We start from the raw sequence: 26,489 nt of genomic DNA, 5'->3' as shown, positions 1-26,489 counted from the left end.
CAGCGCGGCGGCAAGTGAACGAATCCCCAGGAGCATAGATAACGATGTGACTGGGGTGAGTGAAAGCAGCCAACAAAGCAGCAGCTTGAAAGATGAAGGGTATAAATCACCTGCGATACTTCTTTGCGTCAATTGTCAACGATACTTGATACTGCCATCAGTACGGAGACGTTTCTCTATGCTATAGTAGGCCATAATTTAATATTATTCTCTGTGTTAGGCCCCCTATTTATGGGGTACTGAGAATGTCAAAATAATCTAAAAAGTATAGCAATGCACCAAAGTAAAGAAATTGAAAAAACTTTTAAATTCAATGAAAAAGATAAAGAAACGGTTAAATATAGCCTTAACCGTTTCTCCGTCGCCCCGATGTTGGACTGGACAGATCGTCACTGCCGTTATTTCCATCGTTTATTAAGTCAGCAAACGCTGTTATATACCGAAATGGTGACAACCGGGGCGATTATTCATGGTAAAGGCGATTATCTGGCATATAGCGAAGAAGAACATCCGATAGCATTACAACTGGGTGGCAGTGATCCGCAAGCGTTGGCGCATTGTGCGAAGATTGCTCAAGAACGTGGTTATGATGAAATTAACCTAAATGTCGGTTGCCCTTCTGACCGGGTACAAAATGGTCGTTTTGGCGCTTGCTTGATGGGAGAAGCGGAACTGGTCGCTGATTGCGTCAAAGCCATGCAGGATGTGGTTAATGTGCCGGTGACAGTTAAAACCCGTATCGGTATTGATGAACAAGACAGTTACCAATTCCTGTGTGATTTTATTGATACCGTTGTGCGACGTAGTGGTTGCAATATATTTACCATTCATGCTCGTAAAGCGTGGCTTTCTGGTTTGAGTCCAAAAGAAAACCGTGAGATTCCACCGTTGGATTACCCACGAGTTTATCAATTGAAAAAAGATTTCCCTCAATTGACGATTGCTATTAATGGCGGTGTTAAATCGTTGGAAGAAGCGAAACAGCATCTACAACATGTAGATGGAATTATGATTGGGCGTGAGGCTTATCAAAACCCGTCTATTCTGGCACAGGTTGATCATGAATTATTTGATGCTTCAATGCCGGTGGTTGATACTGTTGCGGTGGTCAAAGCACTTTATCCTTATATAGAGCAAGAACTATCAAAAGGAACATATCTGGGTCATATTACCCGCCATATTTTAGGTATTTTTCAAGGGATTCCGGGGGCGCGTCAGTGGCGTCGTCATCTTAGTGAGAATGCACACAAATCGGGAGCGGATATTTCTGTTGTGGAACAGGCGTTAGCTATGGTGACTGAGCGGATGTAATATCCGCTCGTTTTACTGCTATAAGAATTCTATCCGTGGCACTTACAGCTCCTGGCCCAATGTCACCTAAGATACCAATTATTTTTTCCATTGTATCATTATGGAAAGTAAAATGGTTGAGACCTGAAGTTTAAAAATATTCTTTAGATCTCATACCGGGCCTTACATATGTGATTAAATATTAAATAACAGGCTTGAGGTATTTAAGATAATGATGATCTTAAATAGCCATCGAAAAAATTTTAAGCTAAGAAACGTAATGCATTGATGTAAATTCAAAAAAAGCATTAGCTATTTATGGAGCAAGGGAAGCAAATGCCAGACCATTGGTATATTTTCATCAAGACGAAATCCCACATACGGCTAATGAATCCACCTTCTTCAATCGTTTCCATTACAATAAGTGGTCTTTCCTCAATGGTTTTACTGCCAATCTTAAAAGTTATGGTGCCGACTACTTGGTCTTTCTTTATTGGGGCAGTAATCTGAGGGGTATTAAGAATATAGCTGGTTTTTAATTTTTTAAGTTGGTCACGAGGTATGGTAATAGAACCTTGTTTACCCACATTGAGTTTGACTTCTTTTTTATTTCCAAACCATATACGTTGAGTAATAAAAGTATCTTCAGATTTAATAGGTGTCACTGTTTCAAAGAAGCGAAATCCCCATGTCAGAAGTTTTTCTGATTCCTGGAAACGAACAGAATCCGTCTTTGCGCCCAGAATAATAGAAATTAAGCGCATATCACCCAAGGTTGCTGATGCAACTAAGTTATAACCGGCCTCAGAGGTAGTTCCGGTTTTCATGCCATCTATATTGAGGTTGCTGTTCCATAACAGTCGGTTACGATTGTATTGACGAATCTTATTAAATGTGAATTCTTTCTCTTTATGAATTGCATATTCATCCGGGACATCATGAATGAGGGAGCGAGCTAACAATGCCATGTCTCGTGCTGTACTAAATTGCCCAGGAGCATCTAAACCATGCACTGTTTTAAACGTTGTATTGTTAAGCCCCATTTTTTGTCCATAGCCGTTCATAAGACTTATGAATGCGTCCTGACTGCCAGCTATATAATCAGCTAGTGCAACACAGGCATCATTACTGGATTGAATAACAATTCCTTTGTTAAGGTCTTCCACTGAAACCCTGTCCCTAGGTTTAAGAAACATGACAGAAGACCCGCGTAGAACGGGATTGCCTGTAGCCCAAGCATTTTTATCAATGGTTACAGTATCGGTCAGATGAATTGTACCTAACTTAATTGCTTGTCCTACAACATAACTGGTCATGAGTTTAGTTAAGCTCGCCGGATCTATCTTTTCATCCGCATTACCTTCTGCCAGAACTTTTCCACTGTTGTAGTCCATTAAGATCCAAGCTTGTGAGTCCACTTGTGGAGTAGCTAGAGCTTCTTCAGCTTGAATTAATGGAGCATTGAGAAACAGTAAAAATGTAGCCACAAACTGGACTTTCCATGTAAAAAAGGTGATATCTTTCATAAAAAAACCAAATGTCTATTATAAAATTATTAAGCCAATCTATTTTATTTGAACTTTAGAAAACGTTTAGTCCTGAAACTCTGGAAATTCAAACACGGCACGTCTATTCCATTTCTTGGTTTATTCCTTATAGCCAAAAACTACCGGATATGAATCTACCCATGAATTCTATTTACCTAAGTAGATTTATTTTATTGAACTGCTATTTAGATTAAAGTATATGATGTTATCGTTATAAAGTGCCAATAACTTATTTTCGAGATCATTACTGTATTTGCCCTGCATCGGATAGTTTAAGCATATCCCTCCGTGAATATAAATAAGATTCCAAAATAGCGCTACATCTTATACCACTCATAACTCTATATATAACAATGGGTTGAATGGGGGAATGTGTAGCAGAATTGTGAAAAGTTATTTATACGTTTTAATAAAAACTAATGTGTTATACCTAAAATAACAGGGAAAACATTTTTATCTGGCCCTTTGTGACATTCAACCGCTTTCTTTTGATTGTAAATAAAATAATGTTTTTCATTTTCAGAATTTACAATCATCATATCTCCATTCATAAACTGATATACAAGTTTCTTTCCGTTCTTATTAAATAGTTTAGTGGGAGATGGTGATACAATAAAATCATCATCCCACTTCAAAGTCGTTATCCTATAATTTGTATGCATGACGGTCATTTCACTACGGCCTTGACAGTTTAAAGTATACTGCTTCATAGCGTTAACTGGACATGATCTGAAAATAAATAAAATAACGATATATTTCATAATGTTTTTGTCCATATGATTTGTTTTTTAAGAAAATATAGGGATTTTGATATCGTGTGATGCTTTTGTTCGTCTGGACAGCGCGGCTAGCGCCTTTACTTCCGGCCCCTTAAGATCGACAGCATTATTATAACAGTTAGCAAACTCTTGCCTCCCCTCTAGTTGTCTATATCCCATATAATTACCGAAAAAATTGCCTCTAGGATACCCGCCTAACGGAGACTCGGGCATAGCAACTAATTGTGCTCTGTTGTTGATTTTTTTATTTTTAAAATCAATGATATGAGGTAATTTGGCGACTTTCCATTCAGGAGATGTACCGATCGGAAGCGCAGCAACTGATATCTTGCTCATAGGTGTTTCCTTCTTCTCAAGATGTTTCTGATGCGTAATAGTGTAGATACGTCTAATATCAATCAATATTTGAAAAGGACTATCTGTTATGAATTATATTGATATTGAGAATATTGACCTCAATTTGCTCAGGGTGTTTGAGGCTTTGATCGAGGAAGGTGGGGCGAGTCGTGCCGCTATTCGGCTTGGATTAACGCAACCCGCGGTAAGCGCAGCTCTTGGGCGTTTAAGACGCGTATACTCCGACCCGCTGTTCGAACGGACGGGGCGCGGGCTACGTCCTACGGTTAGAGCTAATGAGTTAGCACCTCTCGTCGAAGAGGCACTGACGCAATGCCGACAGGCACTAGCTTTAACCACTGCTGGAAAAGAAATAAAGGGTCGCACGGTGACTGTGGGTTTATCAGATGACAGTGAAATTGCTTTAGGGCAAAAGATACTGAAAAAAGTTGACGAGCATCTCCCTGGTTTGCATATCATTTTTCGGCAAACTCATAGTGGCTTGGCTCAGGATATGTTGATGCGTCATCAAATTGACCTTGCTATCACCGCTGGTGGTTTATCATCTCACTTAGTTAAAAGTCACCGTTTAGGAAAGGGGAATTACTTGTGCATAGCCGACAAAAATACTTCGGTGCCGGTAACGGTGGATGACTACGCACAACGCCCTCATTTATTAGTTTCCTCAGGTGGGTTCGTAGGTGTGGTAGATGAAGCATTAAATGCTGTTGGCTATAAACGCAGTGTCAAGGTTTCTACTACACATTTTGCGGCAGTGCCATTTTTGCTGATTGAAACTGATTTAATCACTACGGTGCCATCACATGCAGCACGAGCAATGGAGAAGAACACATCGCTACAAATATTCCCATGCCCCGTTAGCATGCCACCCTATGAACTCGAAATAGGCACACGGGTGGGGAGCAGACATGATAAAGTTCTGCATGAATTAAAATCTATTATAGTGAAGATATGTCAAACACCCGGTTTTTTGTCATGAGCATTGGTATGAATGCTACAGGCTCGTTATCTTTCAAATTGCCTCTTTGTTGGCTGCACTCACTCACCCCGGTCACATGGTTCGCTATGCTCCCGGGGATTCGCTCCCTTGCCGTCGCGATACATCTTGAAATCCATAGGGTATATAGTCATTTCGTTGTTGAAAATATTTTTATGGGCATAAAATTGGCTATCTTGCTTCGAATAAATCGTGAGAGTTACGTGTAGCGAATCAATAACAAGATGGTGTGGATTTCTGATATAAATACGATTTATTTTAGTTATATTAATAACAAGATTGATTAATAGTGCTTGTGTTAGGTAACCTGTTCCATCTTAATCGTTGAATACTGAAATCTGCGCGTTATGAAAATTTTTAATATTGAGTTTTATCTTATTAGAGTGTGATTGGTTATTATATTTAAAATAATATTCTAGCTATGTTTTAGCGATTAATGATTTCTTCAAGTGGATTTATATGCAGTAATCAAGAGTGTTAAGACGTAACATTGAAGTTGCCTTTGAGTATACATTACGGGTTGGTTTATATGAAAGAAATTAATGCAACGGAACCTTTAGGAAGAAGAAAGAAGAAAAAAAATAAAAAGATAAAATTAAGTTTCCTTTTTAAGATTATATTAGCCGTTTTATTTTTAGTGTTCTGTTTTGCATTTCTCTACATATATAATCTGGCAGAAAGAATCGATACTATGATAAATGAGAGAGTAAGTAATGGATTCTGGGATATGCCAGCTCAGGTTTATGGCAAGACATATACGTTGAAGCTTGGGGAGTATAAAAACAAAGGAAATGTAATAAAGATATTAAATGGCGCCAGATACCATCACGTTGACTCGATAAGAAGTCCTGGCGACTTTCATGAAGATAGAGATAAGGTTTTTATTTACTTACGGGAGTTCTCTTATCCAGACCATTTATCTAAGTCAGTTAAAGTGGAAGTTGAGTTTGACAAAAATATAATTAAAAAGATAGTGGATTTAGATTTAGGACTGGCTGTTAATAACATACTCATTGAACCGAGGTTAGTGGAAATTATATATTCACCCGGTGATGAGCAACGGATATTCATGCCGTTGGAAAACTTCCCTAATGATATGATTAATATGTTGATTTCCACAGAGGATCGAGAGTTTTATAATCATCATGGTCTTAATCCTTATTCTATAGCCAGAGCCTTGTACAAAAATATTAAAGCTGGAAAGCGAATTCAGGGTGGAAGTACGATAACACAGCAGGTTGTGAAAAATATGTTCTTGTCCCGGGATAGGACAATGAGTCGTAAGTTGACTGAGGCTATTATGTCTTTGGTCTTGGAGTTTAAGTTTAACAAGGATAAAATTCTTGAGCTTTATCTGAATGAAATCTATCTGGGACAGAACAGTTCGTTCGGGATTTATGGGTTTCCACTTGCTAGCATTTATTACTTTGGTAGGCCAATCAATGAAATATCTTTAGAGCAGCAAGCATTATTAATAGGGATGGCTAAAGGAGCTTCATTGTATAACCCGTGGACTAAACCGACAGTAGCTATGGAGAGACGTAATCTCGTTTTAAAGTTGTCATCGGAGAGTGGAGTTATTAATAAAGACGACTACTTATCTTCAATGAAAGAAGGTCTCAATGTCCAGGAAAAAGGTTCTGTTTTCACTAAACATCCTTCTTTCATTAGCATGTTAAAAAAAGAGATTAGGAATAATAAAAATATTGTCCTTAATGATTTGTCCGGAGCAAGAGTGTTTTCCACTTTTGATCCTGTGTCACAAGAAGATGCAGAGAATGCAGTAAAAAAAACCATGCCAATGTTAGATAAGAAAACAGGTTTAAAAGATTTGCAATCTGTAATTTTAGTTGTTGATAGAAAATCGGGGGCGCTATTGGCTATTGTGGGAGATAGAAATGTAGACTATAACGGGTTCAACAGAGCTTCAGATACTAAAAGACAAGTCGGTTCACTGATTAAGCCGGCAGTCTACCTGTCTGCACTAACTTCTCCTTACCGTTTTAATTTAAATACTTGGATTGAGGATGAACCTCTCAGTATAGATGTTGGTGAAAAAAACTCGTGGTCGCCAAAAAACCCTACAAGAACGTACAGGGGGCGAGTAATGCTTTTAGATGCTCTTGCTCATTCTATTAATGTAGCTACAGTAAATTTGGGTATGTCTGTAGGAATTGATAATGTCGCAAAAACACTAAAATCAATAGGAATTCCTTCTGATAGAATAGTAATGGTTCCATCTATTCTGTTAGGCACACTTGATATGGCGCCAGTAGAACTTGTTGAAGGGATTCAGACGATATCTAATCTTGGAAAGCATACGGGTGTTTACACGTTAATTTCAATTCAAGACAAATATGGGAAAGAAATTTACCATAGAACCGAGGCTCTAGCACAAGTCGTTCCAGAAGAAGCTGCTTGGCTCACGCTTTATGCTATGCAGGAGTCTGTTCGCTCAGGCACATCAAAAAGATTAGGGGCTGGATTTAAAAAATATGCTCTTGCAGGGAAAACGGGATCTTCCAGTGGCTTGCGCGATAGCTGGTTTACTGGGATTGACGGAGAAAAAGTAGTGCTTTCTTGGATTGGAAGGGATAATAACGAGCCGACTAAATTATGGGGAGCTAGTGGTTCTTTACTTCTTACTAAAGCATTTTTTGAAATTAATGGAGTGGGTAAGCTAGAGCCTGTGAAACCAAACGATATATATATGGTTGGGGTTGATGCTCAAGGTGATATTTATTGTAAAGAAAACCTTTCAGGAGATAGCATGATTGGCGGGGAGGTACGCGAAATACCTATCTGGGGCAATGATCTCAATACGATTTGTAATACACCACCACAATTTCTTCCTGTTTCATTTAAAAAATCTTACTCTGATGAAAGTTTAGATGCTCTTTTTTAGATATCAGTAGAGCATTCAGAACATTTTCATGTTACCGAATGGAAGTAAAATGCAGGGTAGTATAGAACTCCGTTTGATTTAATAAGTTGATTTTTATTTTAATATCTGAGGTGTGATACCCCTACCAAGAGGGGTATTGCTCTGTTCTATCTCCTATATATTCGGCCAAGGCTACTCTCTAGCTTAAAGTTATTCGTACAGGTAATTACAGCATATTAAGGTATTAGGCTTGATGGCTTAGTTAATAACCCGCTCATTTTACTGTTAAGGGATCAGTAAACTTGATCCTTGCGTTGCTCGGCTTTCCAGAATCTGGTGTGCTCTTGTCGCCTTACTTAACGGGAACTTCTGATTTTCTGGTACATCCACATTAATTTTGCCGCTGGCAATCAGATCAAACAGTTCTTTACTCGCCTCATCTAACTCTTCGCGAGTTGAAATATAGCCAGCGATAGAGGGGCGGGTAACAAACAGCGAGCCTTTCTGATTTAAAATCCCTAAATCGACACCGGTAACTGGCCCGGATGCATTGCCAAAGCTGACCATTAACCCGTGGCGTTTCAGGCAGTCCAGTGAATCCAGCCAGGTCGATTTACCAACAGAATCATAAACTACACCGACTTTTTCACCGTTGGTGATTTGATAAACCCGTTCGACAATATTTTCACGGCTATAGTTAATGACCTGCCATGCACCGGCATCTTTAGCGCGTTGTGCTTTCTCATCAGAGCCAACTGTTCCGATCAGTTTTGCCCCCAAAGCTTTTGCCCATTGGCAGGCAATTAGCCCAACGCCCCCGGCGGCGGCATGAAACAAAAAGGGTTCGCCTGACTGGATTTTGTAGGTACGGCGTAGAAGATAGTAAACCGTCAGCCCTTTTAGAAAAGAAGCAGCGGCTTGTTCGAAAGAGATGGTATCCGGCAGAACAGCGACTTTGCTTTCCGCGACATTATGCACTTCACTGTAAGCGCCTAAAGTTGATTGAGCATAAACTACACGATCACCCACTTTTATGGTAGTGACAGCCGAGCCCACTTTGGTGACTACTCCAGCGGCCTCAGTGCCAAGACCGCTCGGTAATTGTGCCGGTGGGTATAGCCCGCTACGAATATAAGTGTCGATGTAATTGATGCCAATCGCTCTATTTTCTACTTGTACTTCATCGTCAGCAGGAGCTTTGGGGGTGAATTCGCAATATTGGAGAACTTCAGGGCCGCCAATAGAGGAAAATTCGATATGTTTTGCCATGACTCAACCTCATCAATATAAGGGGAATGTGTGTGCACGTAGTAGTTGAACTGATTGTAAACGGGCTTTAATGTGTCAGAAATAATTACAAACTATATGTAATTACTCAAGGCGCTTCATAGCGTATACTCATGTGCTGTTGCAGATTTATCAGTAGATTATTGCGGGATTCATGGCGGGAAAAAAATCAACTCACAACAAAATGGCTGAACCGAAAGATCGCCAAATGGAAGGGCTGAAACTTCCGCCACACTCTTTGGAAGCAGAGCAGTCTGTGTTAGGCGGTTTAATGCTAGATAATGAACGTTGGGATAATGTTTCCGAACGTGTTACTAGCAATGATTTTTTCAGTCGTCCACATCGGCGCATTTTTGCTGAAATGCAGCGCTTGCTGGAGATGGGCAATCCTATCGACCTGATTACATTATCGGAATCCCTTGAGCAGAGTGGGGAACTGAATAATGTAGGCGGTTTTGCTTATCTGGCCGAATTATCCAAAAATACGCCAAGCGCGGCTAACATTAATGCTTATGCGGATATTGTCCGCGAACGTGCTGTTGTCCGCGAGATGATCGCAGTTGCAAATGAAATTGCAGATGCCGGTTATGATCCTCAAGGCAGGAGTAGCGAAGAATTATTGGATCTGGCCGAATCACGGGTGTTCCAGATCGCTGAAAATCGTGCTAGTAAAGATGAAGGGCCGAAAGGAATAGAGCAGATCCTTGAAGAAACCGTCGAGCGGATTGAGCAACTTTATCAACGTCCTCACGATGGTGTAACCGGTGTTTCAACCGGTTATCAGGATCTGGATAAGAAAACCGCAGGCTTACAAAAATCAGACTTGATCATTGTGGCTGCGCGTCCTTCTATGGGTAAAACCACTTTCGCCATGAACCTGTGTGAAAACGCAGCCATGATGCAGGATAAGCCGGTTTTGATTTTCAGTCTTGAGATGCCCGGCAACCAGATCATGATGCGTATGCTGGCATCCCTTTCACGGGTGGATCAAACCCGTATCCGTACCGGTCAGCTTGATGATGAGGATTGGGCGCGGATCTCCAGTACGATGGGGATATTGCTGGAAAAACGCAATATGTATATTGACGACTCATCTGGCCTGACGCCTACCGAAGTTCGTTCCCGCGCTCGGCGTGTCTTCCGCGAAAATGGCGGATTAAGTCTGATCATGATCGACTACCTGCAATTAATGCGGGTTCCGGCCTTATCTGATAATCGTACTTTGGAAATTGCGGAGATTTCCCGTTCACTAAAAGCCTTGGCTAAAGAGCTTCAAGTGCCGGTAGTCGCACTTTCTCAGCTCAACCGTAGCCTTGAACAGCGGGCAGATAAGCGTCCAGTTAACTCTGATTTACGTGAATCCGGCTCTATTGAGCAGGATGCCGACCTCATTATGTTTATCTATCGTGACGAGGTTTACCATGAGAGCAGCGACATGAAAGGTGTGGCTGAAATCATTCTTGGTAAGCAACGTAACGGTCCAATCGGTACAGTTCGCCTGACGTTTAATGGTCAATGGTCGCGGTTCGATAACTATGCCGGACCAAGTTATGACGACGAATAAGTATTAACCACCAAAGAATCAATAAATTTAAGGAATAGAATGAAAGCGGCAACCGCAGTTATTGACCGCCGCGCTCTGCGACATAACTTGCAACGGGTAAGGGAGATCGCCCCTAAAAGCAATCTGATTGCAGTTGTGAAAGCAAACGCTTATGGCCACGGTTTACTGGAGACAGCACATACGCTGGAAGATGCCGATTGTTTCGGTGTAGCGCGAATTGGTGAAGCATTGACGTTGCGTCATGGTGGTATCGTCAAACCGATTCTGTTATTGGAAGGATGCTTTGGTGCGGCTGATTTGCCAGTACTGGTTGCTAACCATATTGAAACCGTGGTTCACAGCATTGAACAGTTGGAAGCGCTGGAACAGGCTAAATTATCTCATCCGGTAAAAGTATGGATGAAATTGGATAGCGGGATGCATCGTTTAGGTGTGAGGCCGGAAGATGCCGAAGAATTTTATCAACGGCTAAGTCGTTGTAAAAATGTGCAACAGCCCGTCAATATTGTCAGCCATTTTGGCAGAGCTGATGAGCCAGCGGTAGATACCACTTGCCAGCAGATAGCCTGTTTTCAGGCTTTCTGTGCTGGCAAACCGGGAGAAAAATCCATTGATGCATCGGGAGGTATCCTGTTGTGGCCGGAAGTCCATCAAGATTGGGTGCGTCCCGGGCTGATAATGTATGGTGTATCGCCATTGTCTGATAAAACAGCCACGGATTTTAACCTGATCCCAGCAATGACCTTAAAGTCGAGCTTAATTGCTGTTCGTAAGCATAAAGCTGGTGAGTCGGTTGGCTATGGTGGGATTTGGGTCAGTGAACGTGATACTTATCTTGGTGTTGTAGCTATTGGTTATGGTGATGGTTATCCGCGTAGTGCGCCTTCGGGAACGCCAATACATATTAATGGCCGTGAAGTGCCGATTGCTGGTCGTGTCTCAATGGACATGATTTCTGTTGATTTAGGTCCAGATGCGACAGATAAAGTGGGTGATGAAGTGGTGCTCTGGGGAGATGTGCTGCCAGTGGAACGGATTGCTGAATGCACTGGTATCATTACTTATGAACTGGTGACCAAACTCACTTCCAGAGTGGTGATGGAATACCTGGACGAATGATGTTGTAGGTTATATTGTTTATTAATTAACAGATTGATAAGGAGTAGAGCCTGATGTTCCAGAATGTTGATGTTTATGCTGGTGATCCTATTCTTTCGATGGCGGAAGAGTTTACAAAAGATCCTCGTGCGGAAAAAATTAATCTGAGTATCGGGCTGTATTACGATGAGCAGGGTGTGACTCCGCAATTGCAGGCAGTGGCTACCGCAGAAGAACAACTTAGAGCGTTGTCACAGACGGCTTCTCTTTATCTGCCGATGGAGGGATTGGAATCATATCGTCTTGCGGTTCAGGAACTGTTATTTGGTAAAGATCATCCGGTGTTGAAACAGCGGATAGTGGCAACGATTCAATCATTGGGCGGTTCTGGCGCCCTTAAAATTGGTGCTGATTTTCTGCGTCGTTATTTCCCTGATTCAGAAGTGTGGTGCAGTGATCCAACTTGGGAAAACCACGCCGCTATTTTTGCGGGGGCTGGTATCAAGGTGAATTATTACCCTTATTTTGATACCCAGACTAAAGGGGTAAAATTCAATGAAATGCTGGAAACATTCAGGAAGTTGCCGGCAAAAAGCATTATTGTGATGCACCCTTGTTGCCATAACCCAACCGGATCGGATCTGACCTATGATCAATGGGATCAAGTTGTTCAGATTGTTAAAGAGAGAGAATTACTGCCATTCCTTGATATTGCTTATCAGGGGTTTGGGGATGGTATGGAAAAAGATGCTTATGCCATTCGTGCTATGGCGACAGCCGGTTTGCCTTGTCTGGTGAGTAACTCTTTCTCCAAGATATTTTCTATGTATGGTGAGCGTGTGGGTGGCTTGTCTGTCATCTGTGATGATGAACAGACCAAAGAGCGGGTATTTGGGCAGTTAAAAGCGGGTGTACGTCGCGTCTACTCTACCCCACCGAATTTTGGCGCGCAGGTTGTGGCGAAAGTACTGACTGATCCTGCTTTGAAGGCACAATGGTTGACAGAAGTTGAACATATGCGCTTGCGTATTTTGGAAATGCGCACGGTGCTGGTGGATGCTCTGAAAACAGCATTACCAGAGAAAAACTTTGAGTATTTTATGAAACAGCGCGGGATGTTCAGCTATACCGGTTTTAGCCAGAAACAGGTGGATCGCTTGCGTCAAGAATTCGCTGTTTATCTGGTCGGTAATGGCCGAGTCTGCATGGCAGGTGTTAACCATCGTAATGTGGCACGTATTGCTGAGACATTTGCGGCGGTAAATAAATAATGGATTCTAATATAAATAATCTGCTATTGATGATAATGATCGACAATTTTGTAGAATAGCAGTATATCCCTTCTTAGAAGCGCCCCATAATATGGTGCGCTTGCTTTATGCTTCAATTAATTTATTTTTAATGTTTTTATTCTTATGTTTTTTCAGCTCGCAATTATTAGTGAAACTAGTAACTGATATCACTAATCTTAAATAGCGTTTACTATTACATAAATAATGATAATCATTGTTACTTGAGATCGATCTGTTTCTACTTTAATTGTCTGTGTTTATAAATAACGTTTCGTAACTCTGCTACACATAGTCCTATTCAACCCATTGTATATATAGAGTTGTGAGTGGTATAAGGCGTAGCACTATTTTGGAATCTTATTTATAGTATTAATGTGTACTTTTTGTTTAATAAAACAGGTGAGTCATTAGCAGAGGATGATCATGACGTAGCATTAAAAAATTTTTATAAGGTAAGTTATGGGATTAAAGTTAAACATTGCGTGGTTTAATATAAAAAAGGAAGAGTTTATTGGTGAGGAATATTCTAGAGATCTAGGAGATGATGGTTCAGTAATAGAAAAATTAGGGCTTCCTATTGAAGATAATATTAATAATGGCGCATTCGATGTAAAAAAAGAATGGGTGCCAACACTTGAATCATATTTTAGAAATAAAATTGAAACAGATAAATATTGGTATCAAATATCATTTGACTATCGAGATAAATGGTAGTGAGGCCGTAATTTAAATTTAGTCATGTACTTAAACCTTGCTGTGGCAAGGTTTAAGACTATTTGATGGTGATGTTTAAATGGCAACAAGTTCTAGATGTTTTCCCAAGGCATTTAACGCATTCGCGATGGTGTCAATTTTAGTGCTATGACCTAATGACACTATACGTTGAATTTCTTGCGGTCGGGTTCCCAATAACCGCGCAAGCTCTGCGTTGCTTGTTCTTGTTTGAAGCATCGTATTCAACAGTAAAACTTTAGCCGCTATACTGGCTGGTACTTCGACAAAAGCTTCTCCTTCAGTGGATGGTGTTGGTATTTCGCGCCGGTCTTCAAAGTAGAAATCAAACGCAGTAATCAGAGCATCCTGTGCCATAGCTAACGCTTCTTCTCTGGTATCTCCGCCTGTTAAGGCTTCTGGGATATCTGGGAACATCACAGCCCAACCTGTTTCGTCATGTTCGAATTTTACTGGGTATCGCATATTTTACTCAGTGAAGTTATGCGAGTAACCAGCCCCTTAGGGCCGGTCTGTCATTTGATGCCTAGCTGTTTTAATATTGCTTTCCTCAGAGGTTCTGGGATTTCTTGACTAGGGTGCCTTGGCATCGTGGTTTGCTTACCGTTCAAGAAAACTTTCAAATGGTTAGTCCCATCTTTAAATTCTGCTCCTTGAGCTTTAAGCCACCGGCGAAACTCGCTTTGCTTCACTGCCTCCTCCTGTTTGTTTAACTTGAAAATAAATATAAACATTTTTGTTTATATGAGCAAGAGGTTTATAAGCATTTTTGTTTATAAGCGTAATAACGTTAAACTATTTGTATTTATTCCTTATAGGGTGAAGTTTAATGTGAGAATTGTTCTAATCTCAGCATATATAATTTGTTCGCGGATATTTTCGGCTATGAAGTATATTTTTTAATGTGAAACAGATCACTTTTTAATGAAACATGTTTCAGATGGCGAAAAGTAATTTTCATCATTTCAAGGTATACCCAAACATTTGTTAGCTTCCAATAAGATTTTTCTTATTTCTTTGTTTTATTAAATCTATTTCTAGTATAAAACACTAGCCGATTCTTAATATGCTGGAGGAAGGGTTATTCCAGTAGGATTTAACTTGATGGTTATCACATAAAATAGTGTTGGTAATCCAGTCATATACTCTTACGATCGTTATCCCAACTTCATTGTAAAATAAAAAATCCCGCTTTACTGTTTTGCTTTTAACACATAAAACAAACGTGTGTTTAAGAACAAACAAGTGTCTAAAAATGACGAATCGGGAAAAACAAATATTGCAACTTCTGAGACGAGATCCGTTGATTCCACAGCAGGAAATTGCCGACGTTTTAGGTATAAGTCGCTCGGGGGTTGCTGGTCATATTATGAATTTAATGAATAAGGGATATATAAAAGGGAAAGGTTATATTTTATCTGACCACAATTATGTAGTAGCGGTTGGCTCTATTAATATGGATGTTTGCGGTTATACATCAAATAAACTCATTTATCAAGATTCTAACCCAGGAAAAATAAAATGTACCCCTGGTGGTGTAGGCAGAAATATTGCCCAAAATATCACGTTATTAGGTAAAGAATGTCATCTTATTTCTGTTGTTGGCGATGATTTCTATGGTAGCACTTTACTGGATCAGGCCAGATGCGCAGGCGTTAATATCGACTACTGCTATAAGCTTTATGGTGAAAATACCTCGACATATGTCTCCTTATTAGATGACGGTGGTGAGATGTTAGTCGCCATCAATGACATGCATATTTTGGAAAAACTGACGCCATCGTTGTTAGCGAATCATTGTGATCTTATTCAGCACGCCGGCGTACTGGTTATTGATTGCAATTTATCTGAAGAAACTTTGGTTTGGTTGTTGACTAATGCCGGAACGGTGCCGGTATTTGTGGATACAGTATCCGCATTTAAAGCACCTAAGATTAAAAACTGGCTTTCCTATATCCACACCTTAAAACCTAATTGTCTGGAAGCGGAAGCGCTGAGTGGAATGAAAATTACCCAACTTACCGATGTTCCGGCAGTGGCGCGGTGGTTTCACGATCAAGGTGTGCAGCGGTTAGTACTCAGCATGGGCGTAGAGGGTGTCTACTTTAGTGAAAGTAATGGCGTGGCGGGGTGGTCACTTCCCGTTAGTATCAAGATTGTCAATGTAACGGGCGCCGGAGATGCCATGATGGCTGGACTGGTGAACTGCTGGCTAGAAAATATGACACTAGCAGAAAGTGTTCGCTTTGCCCAAGGGTGCTCTGCACTCACGCTCTCTTGTGAATTTACCAATAATCCAAATCTGTCAAATGGCAGTGTCCAAAAACTGTTGGAATTACAATCTCATGAAAAATTATGCTATTAGCAATGAATATTTGGATATTTCCCCAGAAGTTACAGAGGCTTTAGCGAATAACCGACCAGTTGTGGCATTGGAATCTACCATTATTGCTCATGGAATGCCTTATCCGCAAAATGTAAACACTGCGCGACAAGTTGAGCGGAAAATCAGGGAAAATGGCGCTGTTCCTGCAACAATTGCTATTATCAATGGGATTATGAAAGCAGGTCTGTCGCATGAAGAAATAGAGTTTTTAGGTAGAGAAGGTGACAAGATAACTAAAGTTAGTCGTCGTGATTTACCCTTTGTTATAGCGGCAGGAAAAAATGGCGCGACGACGGTTGCTTCTACCATGATTATTGCTGCAATGGCCGGGATTAGAATCTTCGCTACCGGCGGTATTGGTGGTGTGCACCGTGGCGCGGAACAGACTTTTGATATCTCTGCCGATTTACAGGAGTTAGCGAAAACCAGTGTCGCGGTAGTCTGTGCTGGCGCTAAATCCATTCTGGATCTTGGCCTGACAACAGAATATCTTGAAACTCACGGTGTACCACTAATTGGCTATCAGACTCACTCTTTACCGGCGTTTTTCTGTCGTACCAGTCCATTTCCCGTCAATATTCGTTTGGATTCTCCAGAACAGATAGCTCAGGCGATGGCAGTAAAATGGGATACTGGATTACAGGGCGGTTTGGTGATTGCCAATCCTATCCCTGAGCCATACGCTATGCCGGAAGCGGAGATCAACGCTGCTATCGAACAGGCAGTACGCGAATCCATAGAACAGAGAGTAAATGGAAAAGCGTGTACGCCGTTTTTGTTATCCAGAGTGGCTGAGTTAACTGGGGGTGATAGCCTATCTGCCAATATTCAGTTAGTACTTAATAACGCTGAACTGGCAGCGAAAATTGCTTGCCATTATTGGGAAAGCCGTGGGTAAAACAACTGCGTTATGCTTTAAGTTCCATCCTTAGTTGGTTAAAGGGGTTCTACCTCAAAGGTTTGAGAAATCGTCGTCAGAAATAAAGGGGCTTAAATTGCCCCTTGTTTGCGAATTATGCTTCTTTTTTCAATATCGGTTTCAGGAAACGCGCAGTATGTGATGTCTCACATTCGGCAACCTCTTCTGGTGTACCAGAAATCAGGATTTCGCCGCCGCCGCTACCTCCTTCTGGGCCAAGATCCACGATCCAATCAGCGGTTTTAATCACATCAAGGTTATGTTCAATAACCACAATGGTATTCCCTTGATCGCGTAATTGATGCAGAACCGCTAATAGCTGCTGAATATCAGCAAAATGCAAACCTGTTGTTGGCTCATCGAGAATATATAACGTCTGCCCAGTGCCGCGTTTGGATAGTTCGCGTGCCAGTTTTACTCGCTGCGCTTCACCGCCTGATAACGTTGTTGCTGACTGACCCAGACGGATGTAAGAAAGACCAACGTCCATGAGAGTTTGTAGTTTACGGGCCAGAGCAGGAACCGCATCAAAGAATTCACGAGCTTCTTCGATCGTCATATTCAATACTTCATTGATATTCTTGCCCTTATATTTTACTTCCAGTGTTTCACGGTTATAACGCTTACCTTTGCACTGATCACAAGGGACATAAATATCAGGCAAGAAGTGCATTTCTACCTTAATAACGCCATCACCTTGGCAAGCTTCACAGCGCCCACCTTTGACGTTAAAACTGAATCGTCCGGGTGTATAACCGCGGGCGCGTGATTCAGGTACGCCAGCGAATAATTCACGGACGGGTGTGAATACGCCGGTATAAGTTGCCGGGTTAGAGCGGGGAGTTCGGCCAATCGGGCTCTGGTCAATATCAATCACTTTATCGAAGTGCTCTAACCCTTGAATATCGATATAAGGTGCAGGGGTGATATTGGTCGCGCCATTTAACTGACGTTGGGCAATGGGGAACAGGGTATCATTGATTAGCGTCGATTTACCGGAACCAGAAACCCCGGTAATACAAGTAAATAACCCAACCGGCAGATTGAACGTCACATTTTTCAGGTTATTGCCTTTCGCTCCGATCAGTTTCAGCACTTTTTTCGGATCAGCCGGGATACGCTTTTCTGGGATGGCAATTTCCCGTTTGCCACTCAGAAATTGACCTGTCAGTGACGCTTTGCTCACCATAATGTCTTTAACTGTGCCTTCCGCGACGATTTCACCGCCATGCACACCTGCGCCGGGGCCGATATCAATGATATGGTCGGCAGCCCGGATGGCGTCCTCATCATGTTCAACCACAATCACGGTATTTCCCAGATTGCGCAAGTGGATTAGCGTTTCCAGCAGGCGTTCATTATCCCGCTGGTGCAACCCGATAGAAGGTTCATCAAGTACATACATCACGCCCACTAAACCTGCGCCAATCTGGCTGGCAAGGCGGATACGTTGAGCTTCGCCGCCGGACAGAGTTTCGGCAGAACGAGAGAGAGTCAGATAATTCAGACCGACATTAACCAGGAATTTCAGACGGTCGCGGATCTCTTTCAATACTTTTTCAGCAATTTGCGCACGTTGACCACTGAGTTTAATGTTTTGAAAGAAATCCATTGCATGGCCGATACTGAAATCTGAGATCTCCGGCAGAGTGGTATTCTCAATAAATACGTAACGGGCTTCTTTACGTAAGCGGGTTCCGTGGCAGGAAATACACGAGCGATTACTAATATATTTTGCCAGTTCCTCCCGAACGGCGGTGGATTCCGTCTCTTTATAACGGCGTTCCATATTATGCAGTACACCTTCGAACGGATGGTGGCGTACCGTGGTATCGCCACGGTCATTGATGTATTTAAATTCGATGGATTGTTTACCGGAACCGTACAACACCACTTTCTGAATATTGGCGCTAAGGGAATTAAAGGGAGCTTCGATATCGAATTTATAATGTTCCGCCAATGAACACAGCATTTGGAAATAGTAGAAATTACGACGATCCCAGCCACGAATTGCTCCACCGGCTAGAGAGATATCACCATTCTGAATGACTCTATCAGGATCAAAAAATTGCTGAATACCTAAACCATCACAAGTTGGGCAAGCCCCGGCTGGATTATTAAAAGAGAACAGGCGAGGTTCCAGCTCACTCATGCTATAGCCACATGCAGGACACGCAAAGTTAGCAGAGAAAATCAGCTCTTCGGCTGTATTATCATCGATATTGGCGACAATAGCGGTACCGCCTGAAAGTTCCAGCGCTGTTTCAAAAGATTCCGCCAGACGTTGCGCCAGATCGGCGCGAACTTTAAAGCGATCAATAACGACTTCAATGGTATGTTTTTTCTGTAATTCTAGCCTTGGTGGATCAGATAGATCACAGACTTCACCATCAATACGAGCGCGGATATAACCTTGTGCCGCCAGATTATCCAACAATTTAGTATGCTCGCCTTTTCGCTCTTTGACGATCGGCGCCAGCAACATCAGACGATGGCCTTCTGGCAGTGTTAGCACATTATCTACCATTTGACTAACCGTCTGTGCCGCCAATGGAACATCGTGCTCTGGGCAACGTGGTTCACCTACGCGGGCAAACAGCAAACGTAGATAATCATGAATTTCGGTAATAGTCCCCACGGTTGAACGTGGATTATGGGAAGTAGATTTTTGCTCGATGGAAATGGCCGGGGATAATCCTTCAATATGGTCAACATCGGGTTTCTCCATCAGTGACAGAAATTGGCGCGCATAAGCTGAAAGCGATTCCACATAACGACGCTGTCCCTCGGCATAAAGCGTATCAAATGCCAGAGAAGACTTACCTGAGCCGGACAAGCCCGTGATAACGATCAGCTTGTCTCGGGGAATTATCAGATTGATATTTTTGAGATTGTGGGTACGTGCGCCCCGAACTTCGATGTTATCCATGAACCATTTCCCGGATTATTCATACGTGCATATACCCGTTATCTTTCAAGTTGCCTCTTTGTTGGCTGCACTCGCTCACCCCGGTCACATAGTTTGCTATGCTCCCGGGGATTCACTCCCTTGCCGCCGCGATTCATCTTGAAATCCATAGGGTATATAATAATAAGTGAGTTATTATTACACAGAGTTGACTGATTAGATATACAGTATTTAAGTGAAATAATGTAATAAGTACAGTATGACAGTATGAAAGTACGGTGAGCTTCGCAAAGTCCGCTTTAAAGCGGCCGCGTTTCATTTTTAGTGTCGCATGTTAAACTGCGTTACTTAATAATTGTAGAAATTCATTTCATCAGGAGTATTCCCAATGGCCAGCAGAGGCATAAACAAAGTTATTTTAATCGGTAACCTGGGGCAAGACCCGGAAGTCCGCTATATGCCAAACGGCGGCGCAGTGACTAACATTACTCTGGCGACTTCTGAAAGCTGGCGCGATAAACAGACCGGTGAGATGAAAGAGAAGACTGAATGGCACCGGGTTGTTTTGTTTGGCAAATTGGCGGAAGTTGCGGGTGAATACCTGCGTAAAGGTTCACAGGTTTATATTGAAGGTTCTCTTCAAACCCGTAAATGGCAGGATCAGAACGGTCAGGAGCGTTACACCACAGAAGTGGTGGTAAACATGGGCGGCACCATGCAAATGATGGGAAGCCGCGCTGGTGGTAGTTTCCAGGATAGCCAACCACAAGGCAGCGGTTGGGGACAGCCACAGCAGCCACAACCACAGCAACAATCTCAGCAACAACCTCAGCAGTTCAGCGGCGGCGGCGCTCCTTCACGTCCTGCTCAATCTTTTGCTCCGCAGAGCAATGAGCCGCCAATGGATTTTGATGACGATATTCCGTTTTGAATGACATAAAGTAATTATTGTTAAGTAATTCTTGATCTAGTCTAATTAACTGATTGGTTTTACGAGCTATAAATGAGAAATAAAGCCCTTTAAGTGTGTAAACATTTGAAGGGCTTTTTTGTTTTATGTGACTTTGTACTTTTATAAAGTCGTATAATTTGAAAAGTTGTAAAGATGGAAGTTTGTAGCTACTCTTATTTTGTCAATAAGGGTGGTGCAATGAAAATAGAGCTAGTCACACACAAAACGGGCGAGCAGATACCAATGATGCTGGATGCTTCTGGTATGCCAGTTGTCTTACCTAATGAGTTTATTCTTGCCAGACGAGCCCTTAGTACAAATACATTAGTTCGGAATTTGAGAGAACTATCAGTGCTCTATCGTTGGCTGGATAAATCGAATTGTGACCTATCTGCGAAATTACTGGCTCAGAACTCATTCAACGAAGCAGAATTAAAAGGTGGCTTGGTCGAAGCGTTAAGAATTGATCAGGCCAATGAACGTATAAGTGTAGTAGCGCCTAATACCTTCAATCAACGGTTAACAACTATCCGACAATTTATTAGTTGGTGCATGGACGTACTGACAAGTCAGTTGCCTTTGTCTTCCCTGGACTATGAACGTTTGAGAGAGCGAAAGTCATTTTTTCTAAAAATGCTGGATGGTAGCTTTATGTCTGCCACACCAATGAAAAAAAGCCTTCGTAAGGGTTTAAATGAGGTAGAAGTTGACTTCCTGCTTGCCGTGTTGCATCCCGATGCCAAGCAAGGATTTGGACGAGATACAGCTGTAAAGTTCAGAAATTATGTATCTGTTGGGCTGATGCTATTTTGTGGTTTAAGGCCAGGTGAGCTGCTTAGCCTCAGGGTAGAAGATGTCCAGGTTGGTGCGATTTCGGCGATAAAGGTTGAGCGTAGACCAGCAGACCCATTGGATGTGAGGCGGCCGAGGCCTCAAATAAAACGTAATGGTAGACTTATTCCGATTGAGAGTAGGCAGTTTGCTTTTGCATTAAATGAGTACATTGTTACCTGGCGTGAAGTGCTTGAAAGCAAAAGTAACCATGAATCAGACTATTTAATCTTGAGTGATGAGGGAGCGCCCTTGTCACAATCCTCAATTACACAGTTTTTCCAGTTATTGCGATCGCAATATGCTGACCATCTTCCCGAAAACTTAACGGCCAAGTCTCTTAGACACACATTCTCATCCCGGCTTGAGAGGGTTCTTAGGGCTTCAGGAATGGATGAGCAGCGCAGACGAGAAGCGCTGGCCTTTCTGCGTGGCGATAGTAGTTTGGAGTCACAAGACACTTATATCGCCCAAGAAGTGGAGGAGCTGGCAGTTAAGTCATTGAGGCGGTATCAGGCTGATATGATGTCTGAGAGGTAGCCAAAGTGAACACAAAATTATCGAAAGCACAAGCTGTAGAACAGTCTTGGTCTGAGATGCAGATCCTGGTTACCCGAGAAGGGAAAAAAGTTAATATATCAGGCGATAAATGGGTGCTCCCCATAGTGATTCGCCACCACTCAACGCTCGATTTTGGCAAGATTTCAAATTTACAGCTGAGAAATGCTTTGAAGCACTATGTGTCTGACCAGATGAGGCGTATTTCAACATCTGCTGGATACAAAGTGTTTCATGAGGTATGGAGGCAAGTTCTTAGGAATTGGGAAAAGGATATTCAATCGTCAATTATTAAAGATCATCTTATTGATTTATTTGAAAAATCTATCAATTCTCAGCGTTCTCGGCACAAGCTTTGGATGATGTACGAGCCAATTAGGTGGTATATCTGGTGCTCTGAGAACATTTCAGACAGTACATTTTCAGATGCGTATGCCGCTGAGCTTGAGGCAATGGTTATACCCAGTGGTCCAAAGGGAGAGGCAGTTAGGATGTCCGATCCCGATATGGGACCATTACATAAATCATTAGAGCTCCCTCTTTTGATTGCTGCGCTAAAAGAGGACAAAAGTCTAGAGTTTGAGCATCTCCAGCAGAAGGCTGTTATGGCTTTGTCACTAGCTTTCGGTCGAAACCCCGCAAACCTGACATACCTCAGGGAAGGCGATCTCGTTAAGCTTGATCCGTCGAACGAAGACCCCTGTTATCTCATTCGGATGCCGCGTATTAAGAAGAGATTTGTTAATCCTCGTGACGACCTGATGGATGAATATTTAGATCCCCATTTCGGAAGAATTCTAGAAAATCTTGTTGAGCAAAATAACTCAGTGCCTCTTAGCTTTAAAGGTAGAGACTTCTCTACCCCTGAGAATCGACCACTTCTAATAAGAACAGGTGGTAACCGCGTTGCCATGTTTTCTCTAGATGCAGAGAATATTTTCAATATGACGAGCGGGGATATATCTCGTTTAATTACAGCCTTTATAAAGCGCCATAACATAATTTCCCCTCTTACTGGTGAACTCATGCATGTCACACCAAGGAGGTTACGATACACCTTGGCTACAGGCCTAGCAGCTGAGGGAATTAGCAGACGTGAACTGGCTAGAATATTGGATCATACGGATACCCAGCATGTGGGGGTATATTTTGATGTTGCGGGAAAAGTTGTTGAGCATCTCGACAAGTCAATGGTAAAAGGATTCTCGAAGTACCTCAACTTCTTCAAAGGTAAGCTTGTTGATAGTGATGAAGACGCTATCAATGGTGAGCGAGATGACAAGCACTTGACGTTTGTCGATGAGCAAAATCCAGCTGATCAGTCTGATATTGGTGTGTGTGGCGAATCCAGTGTATGCCACCTTGATCCTCCTTATTCCTGTTATTTGTGTCCTAAATTTCAGCCTTATCGGCATTCTGATCATGAGCATGTTCTGGAATGTCTGCTTGCTGGACGAGAGGAACGCTTAAAGAAATATGAGAATGCACGGCTGGGTATACAGCTTGATGAGGTGATAGCTGCCGTCGCACAAATGGCTCAGCTTTGTGGGCAGGAGCATCAGAATGTCTGACGGCCGTTCTAATCGTAAAGCCAAGGTTATTCCCTTTATTGATCGTATTGAGCGCGATAGAAAGGTAAATCTTAAGACTTTAGTCAGAAAAGCAAAGCTGATGAAGTTGGAAGGTTTTGAGGCGATTACATGGGGTGATGATATTTGGCAGGTCAAGGCTGGCTGCCTAGTTAAGCTTACTGGCAAGAACGTAAAATCCGTATCTCTCCATTTTTCGCTTCCTCCGAAACTGGGCTCTGATGCTTTAGATAGTGATTGGCAGGAGGTTGCCAAAGCGTTATTAATTCTTCGGTTTCATAGGAAAAACCAGGCAAGCCCTAATCAACGCAACTTCATTACAGCAATAGGTTACATCCATTATTCAGCTTCAAAACTGGGGCTGGTGTTAGTAAGTTTAACGCCAGAAGCTCTTGATAATGCATGTTCTTTAATCTTAAAGCATTACAGTCAAAGCTCGGCCTATAACCTTCACAAGCATGTTGCAGAGTTCGCTGCACACTGTGATGCTAATGGTTTGTGCAGGGTGCTGTTGCAGTACAAATATTCCAAGATGGTACGCCCAGTGAATACAGGAGGTCTGAATCATAAAAGGCTGGATGATCCTGAAGTTCTGGAGACCAAATCCGAGAAGCTTGTTGCTCCTGCCGTGTTTCGAGTTATAGGCGAGCTTTATTTAAATGTTTCCAAAGACCATAAGTACCGGTTCTATATCCTGATTTTGACTCTGCTTGCTTGTACTGGCCGCCGCTTTAGTGAGATTTCATTGCTTCCGCTTCAAGAAGTTACGTTAGACGAAGACCAAAAAGCCTTTATACAATACTTCCCTCGAAAGGCTAGTCTCGGTGATCTATTTACACCTAAAAGAAACCTCTACTTACCGTCAGAGGTTGTAACAATAGTTAGAGATGTACTTGATGAGGTACGTGCGGCAACAGACTCGGTGAGAATTACCGCAGAGGAAATGCATCGTTCTCGCGGCCCAGATCTTCGTTTTTTGAATAAAATTCCAGAGAAAAGAAAGTTATACATCGATGACCTGCTAAAGATTGGGGTAAGTAGCAATACAATTTGTTCTACTGGATGGATTCGAAAGATTGGTCTTGTTTGGCAGGACCATGAGCGACTTACCAAGCAAGGAAAAAAGCCTAATAACCCTATTTGCTACACAAATAAGGATGCTGTCAAAGCGTATTGTTTTCGAGACTTTTCTGAAAAATTACTACGACCATTCCATATCGATCAATTTGGTAAAGAATACTATCTAAAAGATCTTTTATTTATTCGCCCATTGGGACTTTCTACTGGGAGCTACGCTCACTGGTTGGCTACAAGCTGTAGTCAGTCTATGTTCTCTACATTTCTCCGTTATTTACCCGCTCTTGCAGATGAATACGCTTCCAGTAGTATCGAGGTAGATTTTACCAGTCACCACTTCCGCCACACGCTCAATACTTTACTTGATGAAGGTGGGTTAAGTGATCTTCTGCAAACCGAATGGTTTGGTCGAACCAATCCCAGAGACACCAAAGCCTATCAGCATACATCCCGCGAAAAACGTGCGCTGATGCTCCGCGAAGACATCAAAAAAGGCTTGGTCGGTGGCCTGTTGGCTGAGCAAATCAAAGTAGTTCCGGTAGAAGTACAGGATGCCATTCTTAAAGCACGAATTCAGGCTGTGCATGATGTCGGTACGGGTATCTGCGTTCACAACTTTTCTCAAACGCCCTGCGAGCGCCATTTACAATGTTCGGCAGACTGCAAAGACTACGTGTGGGTCAAGGATGATAAGGGTAGGCTGGATGAGCAGAAGCGCCAATATGCCCTTACCGCACTGGCCCGAAAAAATGCTGAGAAACAGTTAAGTAGCAACAAGTCCAAAAAGAGCGCTGACTGGTTAGCTCATAACGATAAAAAACTCAAAACGCTGGCTGTGCAACTGGCCGACAACGGGGTGGAGCACTTTGATCCCGAACAATATTTAAACGAGGTAGAGCATGGTTAAGCGCTTCAGACGTATGTCCGACAGTGACATCAATACAATCGTTGCCGATTTGGACCGCTGGGCGCTGGGCGAGCTTGGATCAAAACTCACCTGGGCTGTTCTAGAAGAACGCTTTGGCTTTAGTCGTCAGTCACTCCAAGCCAAGTCTGAAATTAAAGCCGCTTATGACAATGCTAAACAAGCACTGTCGGGTGGTCTCGTGAAAACCAAAGCGCAGGCAACCAAAGAATCGGAGGAGCTTCAGGTAGAGGTGGATCGCCTTAAAGCGGAGCTAGAGGCCTACAAGCGAAAAGAAGCTCAATGGCTGCGCCGCTGGCAGCAAATCGCCTTCCACGTGCGGCAGAAAGGCATACAGATGGCTAGCGTTGATAAAACTCCGCCAAAAGGGGCAGACCTGCCTTCAAATACTGAGGTAGCTCGAATATTACGGCCTTTTGACAAAGAAATGCCTCCTTCAGGAAGAGCATAATGTTAACTGTTGATGAGGTGTACTTTTGGGGTGGAGAGGATGATTTATTGAATAAGGAGTGTTTTC

21 protein-coding genes are annotated in these 26,489 nt (G+C 42.4%); 14 read left to right on the top strand and 7 right to left on the bottom strand.

Annotated features, from left to right (window positions below; genetic code table 11):
- Nucleotides 1-273: 273 nt before the first annotated feature.
- Entirely contained in the window at nt 274-1,311 is a 1,038-nt protein-coding gene (gene dusA, locus TI10_RS08960; protein ID WP_049582974.1) for a tRNA dihydrouridine(20/20a) synthase DusA, read from the top strand.
- Between the two features lie 287 nt (nt 1,312-1,598).
- Here dusA and TI10_RS08955 read toward each other — a convergent pair whose 3' ends face one another.
- The 3 genes from TI10_RS08955 to TI10_RS08945 all read right to left on the bottom strand — a co-directional run bounded on the left by TI10_RS08955 (nt 1,599) and on the right by TI10_RS08945 (nt 3,952).
- Nucleotides 1,599-2,816: a serine hydrolase gene (locus tag TI10_RS08955; RefSeq protein WP_049582973.1), complete on the bottom strand. Its 1,218-nt coding sequence runs from the start codon at nt 2,814-2,816 to the stop codon at nt 1,599-1,601.
- Nucleotides 2,817-3,253: 437 nt separating this feature from the next.
- Complete coding sequence (locus tag TI10_RS08950) at nt 3,254-3,598, bottom strand: hypothetical protein (RefSeq protein ID WP_049582972.1); 345 nt, start codon at nt 3,596-3,598, stop codon at nt 3,254-3,256.
- 27 nt (nt 3,599-3,625) lie between these two features.
- Nucleotides 3,626-3,952 (bottom strand): hypothetical protein, encoded by a 327-nt coding sequence (locus tag TI10_RS08945; RefSeq protein ID WP_049582971.1) that lies wholly within the window; start codon nt 3,950-3,952, stop codon nt 3,626-3,628.
- Between the two features lie 88 nt (nt 3,953-4,040).
- Here TI10_RS08945 and TI10_RS08940 point away from each other — a divergent pair, with 88 nt between their 5' ends.
- Together TI10_RS08940 and mrcB are read left to right on the top strand one after the other, a co-directional pair.
- Nucleotides 4,041-4,952 carry a LysR family transcriptional regulator gene (locus TI10_RS08940; protein WP_049582970.1) on the top strand — a complete coding sequence of 304 codons (912 nt, stop codon included), beginning with the start codon at nt 4,041-4,043 and terminating at the stop codon, nt 4,950-4,952.
- A 547-nt stretch (nt 4,953-5,499) separates the two neighbouring features.
- Complete coding sequence (mrcB, locus tag TI10_RS08935) at nt 5,500-7,875, top strand: penicillin-binding protein 1B (protein WP_049582969.1); 2,376 nt, start codon at nt 5,500-5,502, stop codon at nt 7,873-7,875.
- 264 nt (nt 7,876-8,139) lie between these two features.
- Here mrcB and TI10_RS08930 read toward each other — a convergent pair whose 3' ends face one another.
- On the bottom strand, nt 8,140-9,123 hold the full coding sequence (locus TI10_RS08930) for a quinone oxidoreductase (protein ID WP_049582967.1): 984 nt from the start codon (nt 9,121-9,123) through the stop codon (nt 8,140-8,142).
- Between the two features lie 172 nt (nt 9,124-9,295).
- Here TI10_RS08930 and dnaB point away from each other — a divergent pair, with 172 nt between their 5' ends.
- From dnaB to TI10_RS08910, 4 genes are all read left to right on the top strand, one after another.
- Complete coding sequence (gene dnaB / locus TI10_RS08925; protein WP_049582966.1) at nt 9,296-10,705, top strand: replicative DNA helicase; 1,410 nt, start codon at nt 9,296-9,298, stop codon at nt 10,703-10,705.
- Nucleotides 10,706-10,744: 39 nt separating this feature from the next.
- A complete protein-coding gene (gene alr, locus TI10_RS08920) occupies nt 10,745-11,824 on the top strand; it encodes an alanine racemase (protein ID WP_049582965.1) in 1,080 nt (359 codons plus the stop codon).
- Nucleotides 11,825-11,877: 53 nt separating this feature from the next.
- The gene (locus TI10_RS08915; protein WP_049582963.1) at nt 11,878-13,074 is read left to right on the top strand and encodes an amino acid aminotransferase; all 1,197 of its coding nucleotides are present in this window, start codon (nt 11,878-11,880) and stop codon (nt 13,072-13,074) included.
- A gap of 480 nt (nt 13,075-13,554) precedes the next feature.
- The gene (locus TI10_RS08910; RefSeq protein WP_049582962.1) at nt 13,555-13,809 is read left to right on the top strand and encodes a colicin E3-like toxin immunity protein; all 255 of its coding nucleotides are present in this window, start codon (nt 13,555-13,557) and stop codon (nt 13,807-13,809) included.
- A 75-nt stretch (nt 13,810-13,884) separates the two neighbouring features.
- Here the strand turns inward: TI10_RS08910 and TI10_RS08905 are convergent, their stop codons facing one another.
- Nucleotides 13,885-14,292, bottom strand: a complete 408-nt coding sequence (locus TI10_RS08905) for a type II toxin-antitoxin system HicB family antitoxin (RefSeq protein ID WP_049582961.1) — start codon at nt 14,290-14,292, stop codon at nt 13,885-13,887.
- Between the two features lie 50 nt (nt 14,293-14,342).
- Nucleotides 14,343-14,519, bottom strand: coding sequence for a type II toxin-antitoxin system HicA family toxin (locus TI10_RS08900; RefSeq protein WP_049582960.1), 177 nt, complete (start codon nt 14,517-14,519; stop codon nt 14,343-14,345).
- A gap of 563 nt (nt 14,520-15,082) precedes the next feature.
- Between TI10_RS08900 and TI10_RS08895 the strand changes: the two genes are divergently transcribed.
- Nucleotides 15,083-16,192 (top strand): PfkB family carbohydrate kinase, encoded by a 1,110-nt coding sequence (locus TI10_RS08895; RefSeq protein ID WP_049582959.1) that lies wholly within the window; start codon nt 15,083-15,085, stop codon nt 16,190-16,192.
- Entirely contained in the window at nt 16,173-17,111 is a 939-nt protein-coding gene (locus TI10_RS08890; RefSeq protein ID WP_049582958.1) for a pseudouridine-5'-phosphate glycosidase, read from the top strand. The genes TI10_RS08895 and TI10_RS08890 overlap by 20 nt, the downstream gene beginning before the upstream one ends.
- A gap of 115 nt (nt 17,112-17,226) precedes the next feature.
- Here the strand turns inward: TI10_RS08890 and uvrA are convergent, their stop codons facing one another.
- Nucleotides 17,227-20,061: an excinuclease ABC subunit UvrA gene (uvrA, locus tag TI10_RS08885; protein ID WP_049582957.1), complete on the bottom strand. Its 2,835-nt coding sequence runs from the start codon at nt 20,059-20,061 to the stop codon at nt 17,227-17,229.
- A 367-nt stretch (nt 20,062-20,428) separates the two neighbouring features.
- Here uvrA and TI10_RS08880 point away from each other — a divergent pair, with 367 nt between their 5' ends.
- The 5 genes from TI10_RS08880 (at nt 20,429) to TI10_RS08860 (ending at nt 26,423) form a co-directional block, all read left to right on the top strand.
- Nucleotides 20,429-20,971, top strand: coding sequence for a single-stranded DNA-binding protein (locus TI10_RS08880; protein WP_049582955.1), 543 nt, complete (start codon nt 20,429-20,431; stop codon nt 20,969-20,971).
- Nucleotides 20,972-21,190: 219 nt separating this feature from the next.
- Entirely contained in the window at nt 21,191-22,363 is a 1,173-nt protein-coding gene (locus tag TI10_RS08875; protein ID WP_049582953.1) for a tyrosine-type recombinase/integrase, read from the top strand.
- Between the two features lie 5 nt (nt 22,364-22,368).
- Nucleotides 22,369-23,952, top strand: coding sequence for a site-specific integrase (locus TI10_RS08870; protein WP_053093433.1), 1,584 nt, complete (start codon nt 22,369-22,371; stop codon nt 23,950-23,952).
- The gene (locus TI10_RS08865; RefSeq protein WP_049582952.1) at nt 23,945-25,954 is read left to right on the top strand and encodes an integrase; all 2,010 of its coding nucleotides are present in this window, start codon (nt 23,945-23,947) and stop codon (nt 25,952-25,954) included. Before TI10_RS08870 ends, TI10_RS08865 begins: the two co-directional genes overlap by 8 nt.
- The gene (locus tag TI10_RS08860) at nt 25,947-26,423 is read left to right on the top strand and encodes a hypothetical protein (protein ID WP_049582951.1); all 477 of its coding nucleotides are present in this window, start codon (nt 25,947-25,949) and stop codon (nt 26,421-26,423) included. The genes TI10_RS08865 and TI10_RS08860 overlap by 8 nt, the downstream gene beginning before the upstream one ends.
- The last annotated feature ends 66 nt before the right edge of the window (nt 26,424-26,489 follow it).

The organism is Photorhabdus luminescens subsp. luminescens, from assembly GCF_001083805.1.
GTDB lineage: Bacteria > Pseudomonadota > Gammaproteobacteria > Enterobacterales > Enterobacteriaceae > Photorhabdus > Photorhabdus luminescens.
The sequence above is the reverse complement of the archived record's forward strand: the minus strand, read 5'-3'. Positions and strand labels throughout refer to the sequence as shown.

What these genes read in the sequence shown, in the direction of transcription:
- TI10_RS08865 (WP_049582952.1), top strand. Translation starts at nt 23,945, where the DNA reads ATGTCTGACGGCCGTTCTAATCGTAAAGCCAAGGTTATTCCCTTTATT.
- TI10_RS08955 (WP_049582973.1), bottom strand. Translation starts at nt 2,816, where the DNA reads ATGAAAGATATCACCTTTTTTACATGGAAAGTCCAGTTTGTGGCTACA.
- TI10_RS08880 (WP_049582955.1), top strand. Translation starts at nt 20,429, where the DNA reads ATGGCCAGCAGAGGCATAAACAAAGTTATTTTAATCGGTAACCTGGGG.
- TI10_RS08890 (WP_049582958.1), top strand. Translation starts at nt 16,173, where the DNA reads ATGAAAAATTATGCTATTAGCAATGAATATTTGGATATTTCCCCAGAA.
- TI10_RS08940 (WP_049582970.1), top strand. Translation starts at nt 4,041, where the DNA reads ATGAATTATATTGATATTGAGAATATTGACCTCAATTTGCTCAGGGTG.
- TI10_RS08915 (WP_049582963.1), top strand. Translation starts at nt 11,878, where the DNA reads ATGTTCCAGAATGTTGATGTTTATGCTGGTGATCCTATTCTTTCGATG.
- mrcB (WP_049582969.1), top strand. Translation starts at nt 5,500, where the DNA reads ATGAAAGAAATTAATGCAACGGAACCTTTAGGAAGAAGAAAGAAGAAA.
- uvrA (WP_049582957.1), bottom strand. Translation starts at nt 20,061, where the DNA reads ATGGATAACATCGAAGTTCGGGGCGCACGTACCCACAATCTCAAAAAT.
- TI10_RS08945 (WP_049582971.1), bottom strand. Translation starts at nt 3,952, where the DNA reads ATGAGCAAGATATCAGTTGCTGCGCTTCCGATCGGTACATCTCCTGAA.
- TI10_RS08910 (WP_049582962.1), top strand. Translation starts at nt 13,555, where the DNA reads ATGGGATTAAAGTTAAACATTGCGTGGTTTAATATAAAAAAGGAAGAG.
- TI10_RS08930 (WP_049582967.1), bottom strand. Translation starts at nt 9,123, where the DNA reads ATGGCAAAACATATCGAATTTTCCTCTATTGGCGGCCCTGAAGTTCTC.
- alr (WP_049582965.1), top strand. Translation starts at nt 10,745, where the DNA reads ATGAAAGCGGCAACCGCAGTTATTGACCGCCGCGCTCTGCGACATAAC.
- dusA (WP_049582974.1), top strand. Translation starts at nt 274, where the DNA reads ATGCACCAAAGTAAAGAAATTGAAAAAACTTTTAAATTCAATGAAAAA.
- dnaB (WP_049582966.1), top strand. Translation starts at nt 9,296, where the DNA reads ATGGCGGGAAAAAAATCAACTCACAACAAAATGGCTGAACCGAAAGAT.
- TI10_RS08905 (WP_049582961.1), bottom strand. Translation starts at nt 14,292, where the DNA reads ATGCGATACCCAGTAAAATTCGAACATGACGAAACAGGTTGGGCTGTG.
- TI10_RS08875 (WP_049582953.1), top strand. Translation starts at nt 21,191, where the DNA reads ATGAAAATAGAGCTAGTCACACACAAAACGGGCGAGCAGATACCAATG.
- TI10_RS08895 (WP_049582959.1), top strand. Translation starts at nt 15,083, where the DNA reads ATGACGAATCGGGAAAAACAAATATTGCAACTTCTGAGACGAGATCCG.
- TI10_RS08860 (WP_049582951.1), top strand. Translation starts at nt 25,947, where the DNA reads ATGGTTAAGCGCTTCAGACGTATGTCCGACAGTGACATCAATACAATC.
- TI10_RS08950 (WP_049582972.1), bottom strand. Translation starts at nt 3,598, where the DNA reads ATGAAATATATCGTTATTTTATTTATTTTCAGATCATGTCCAGTTAAC.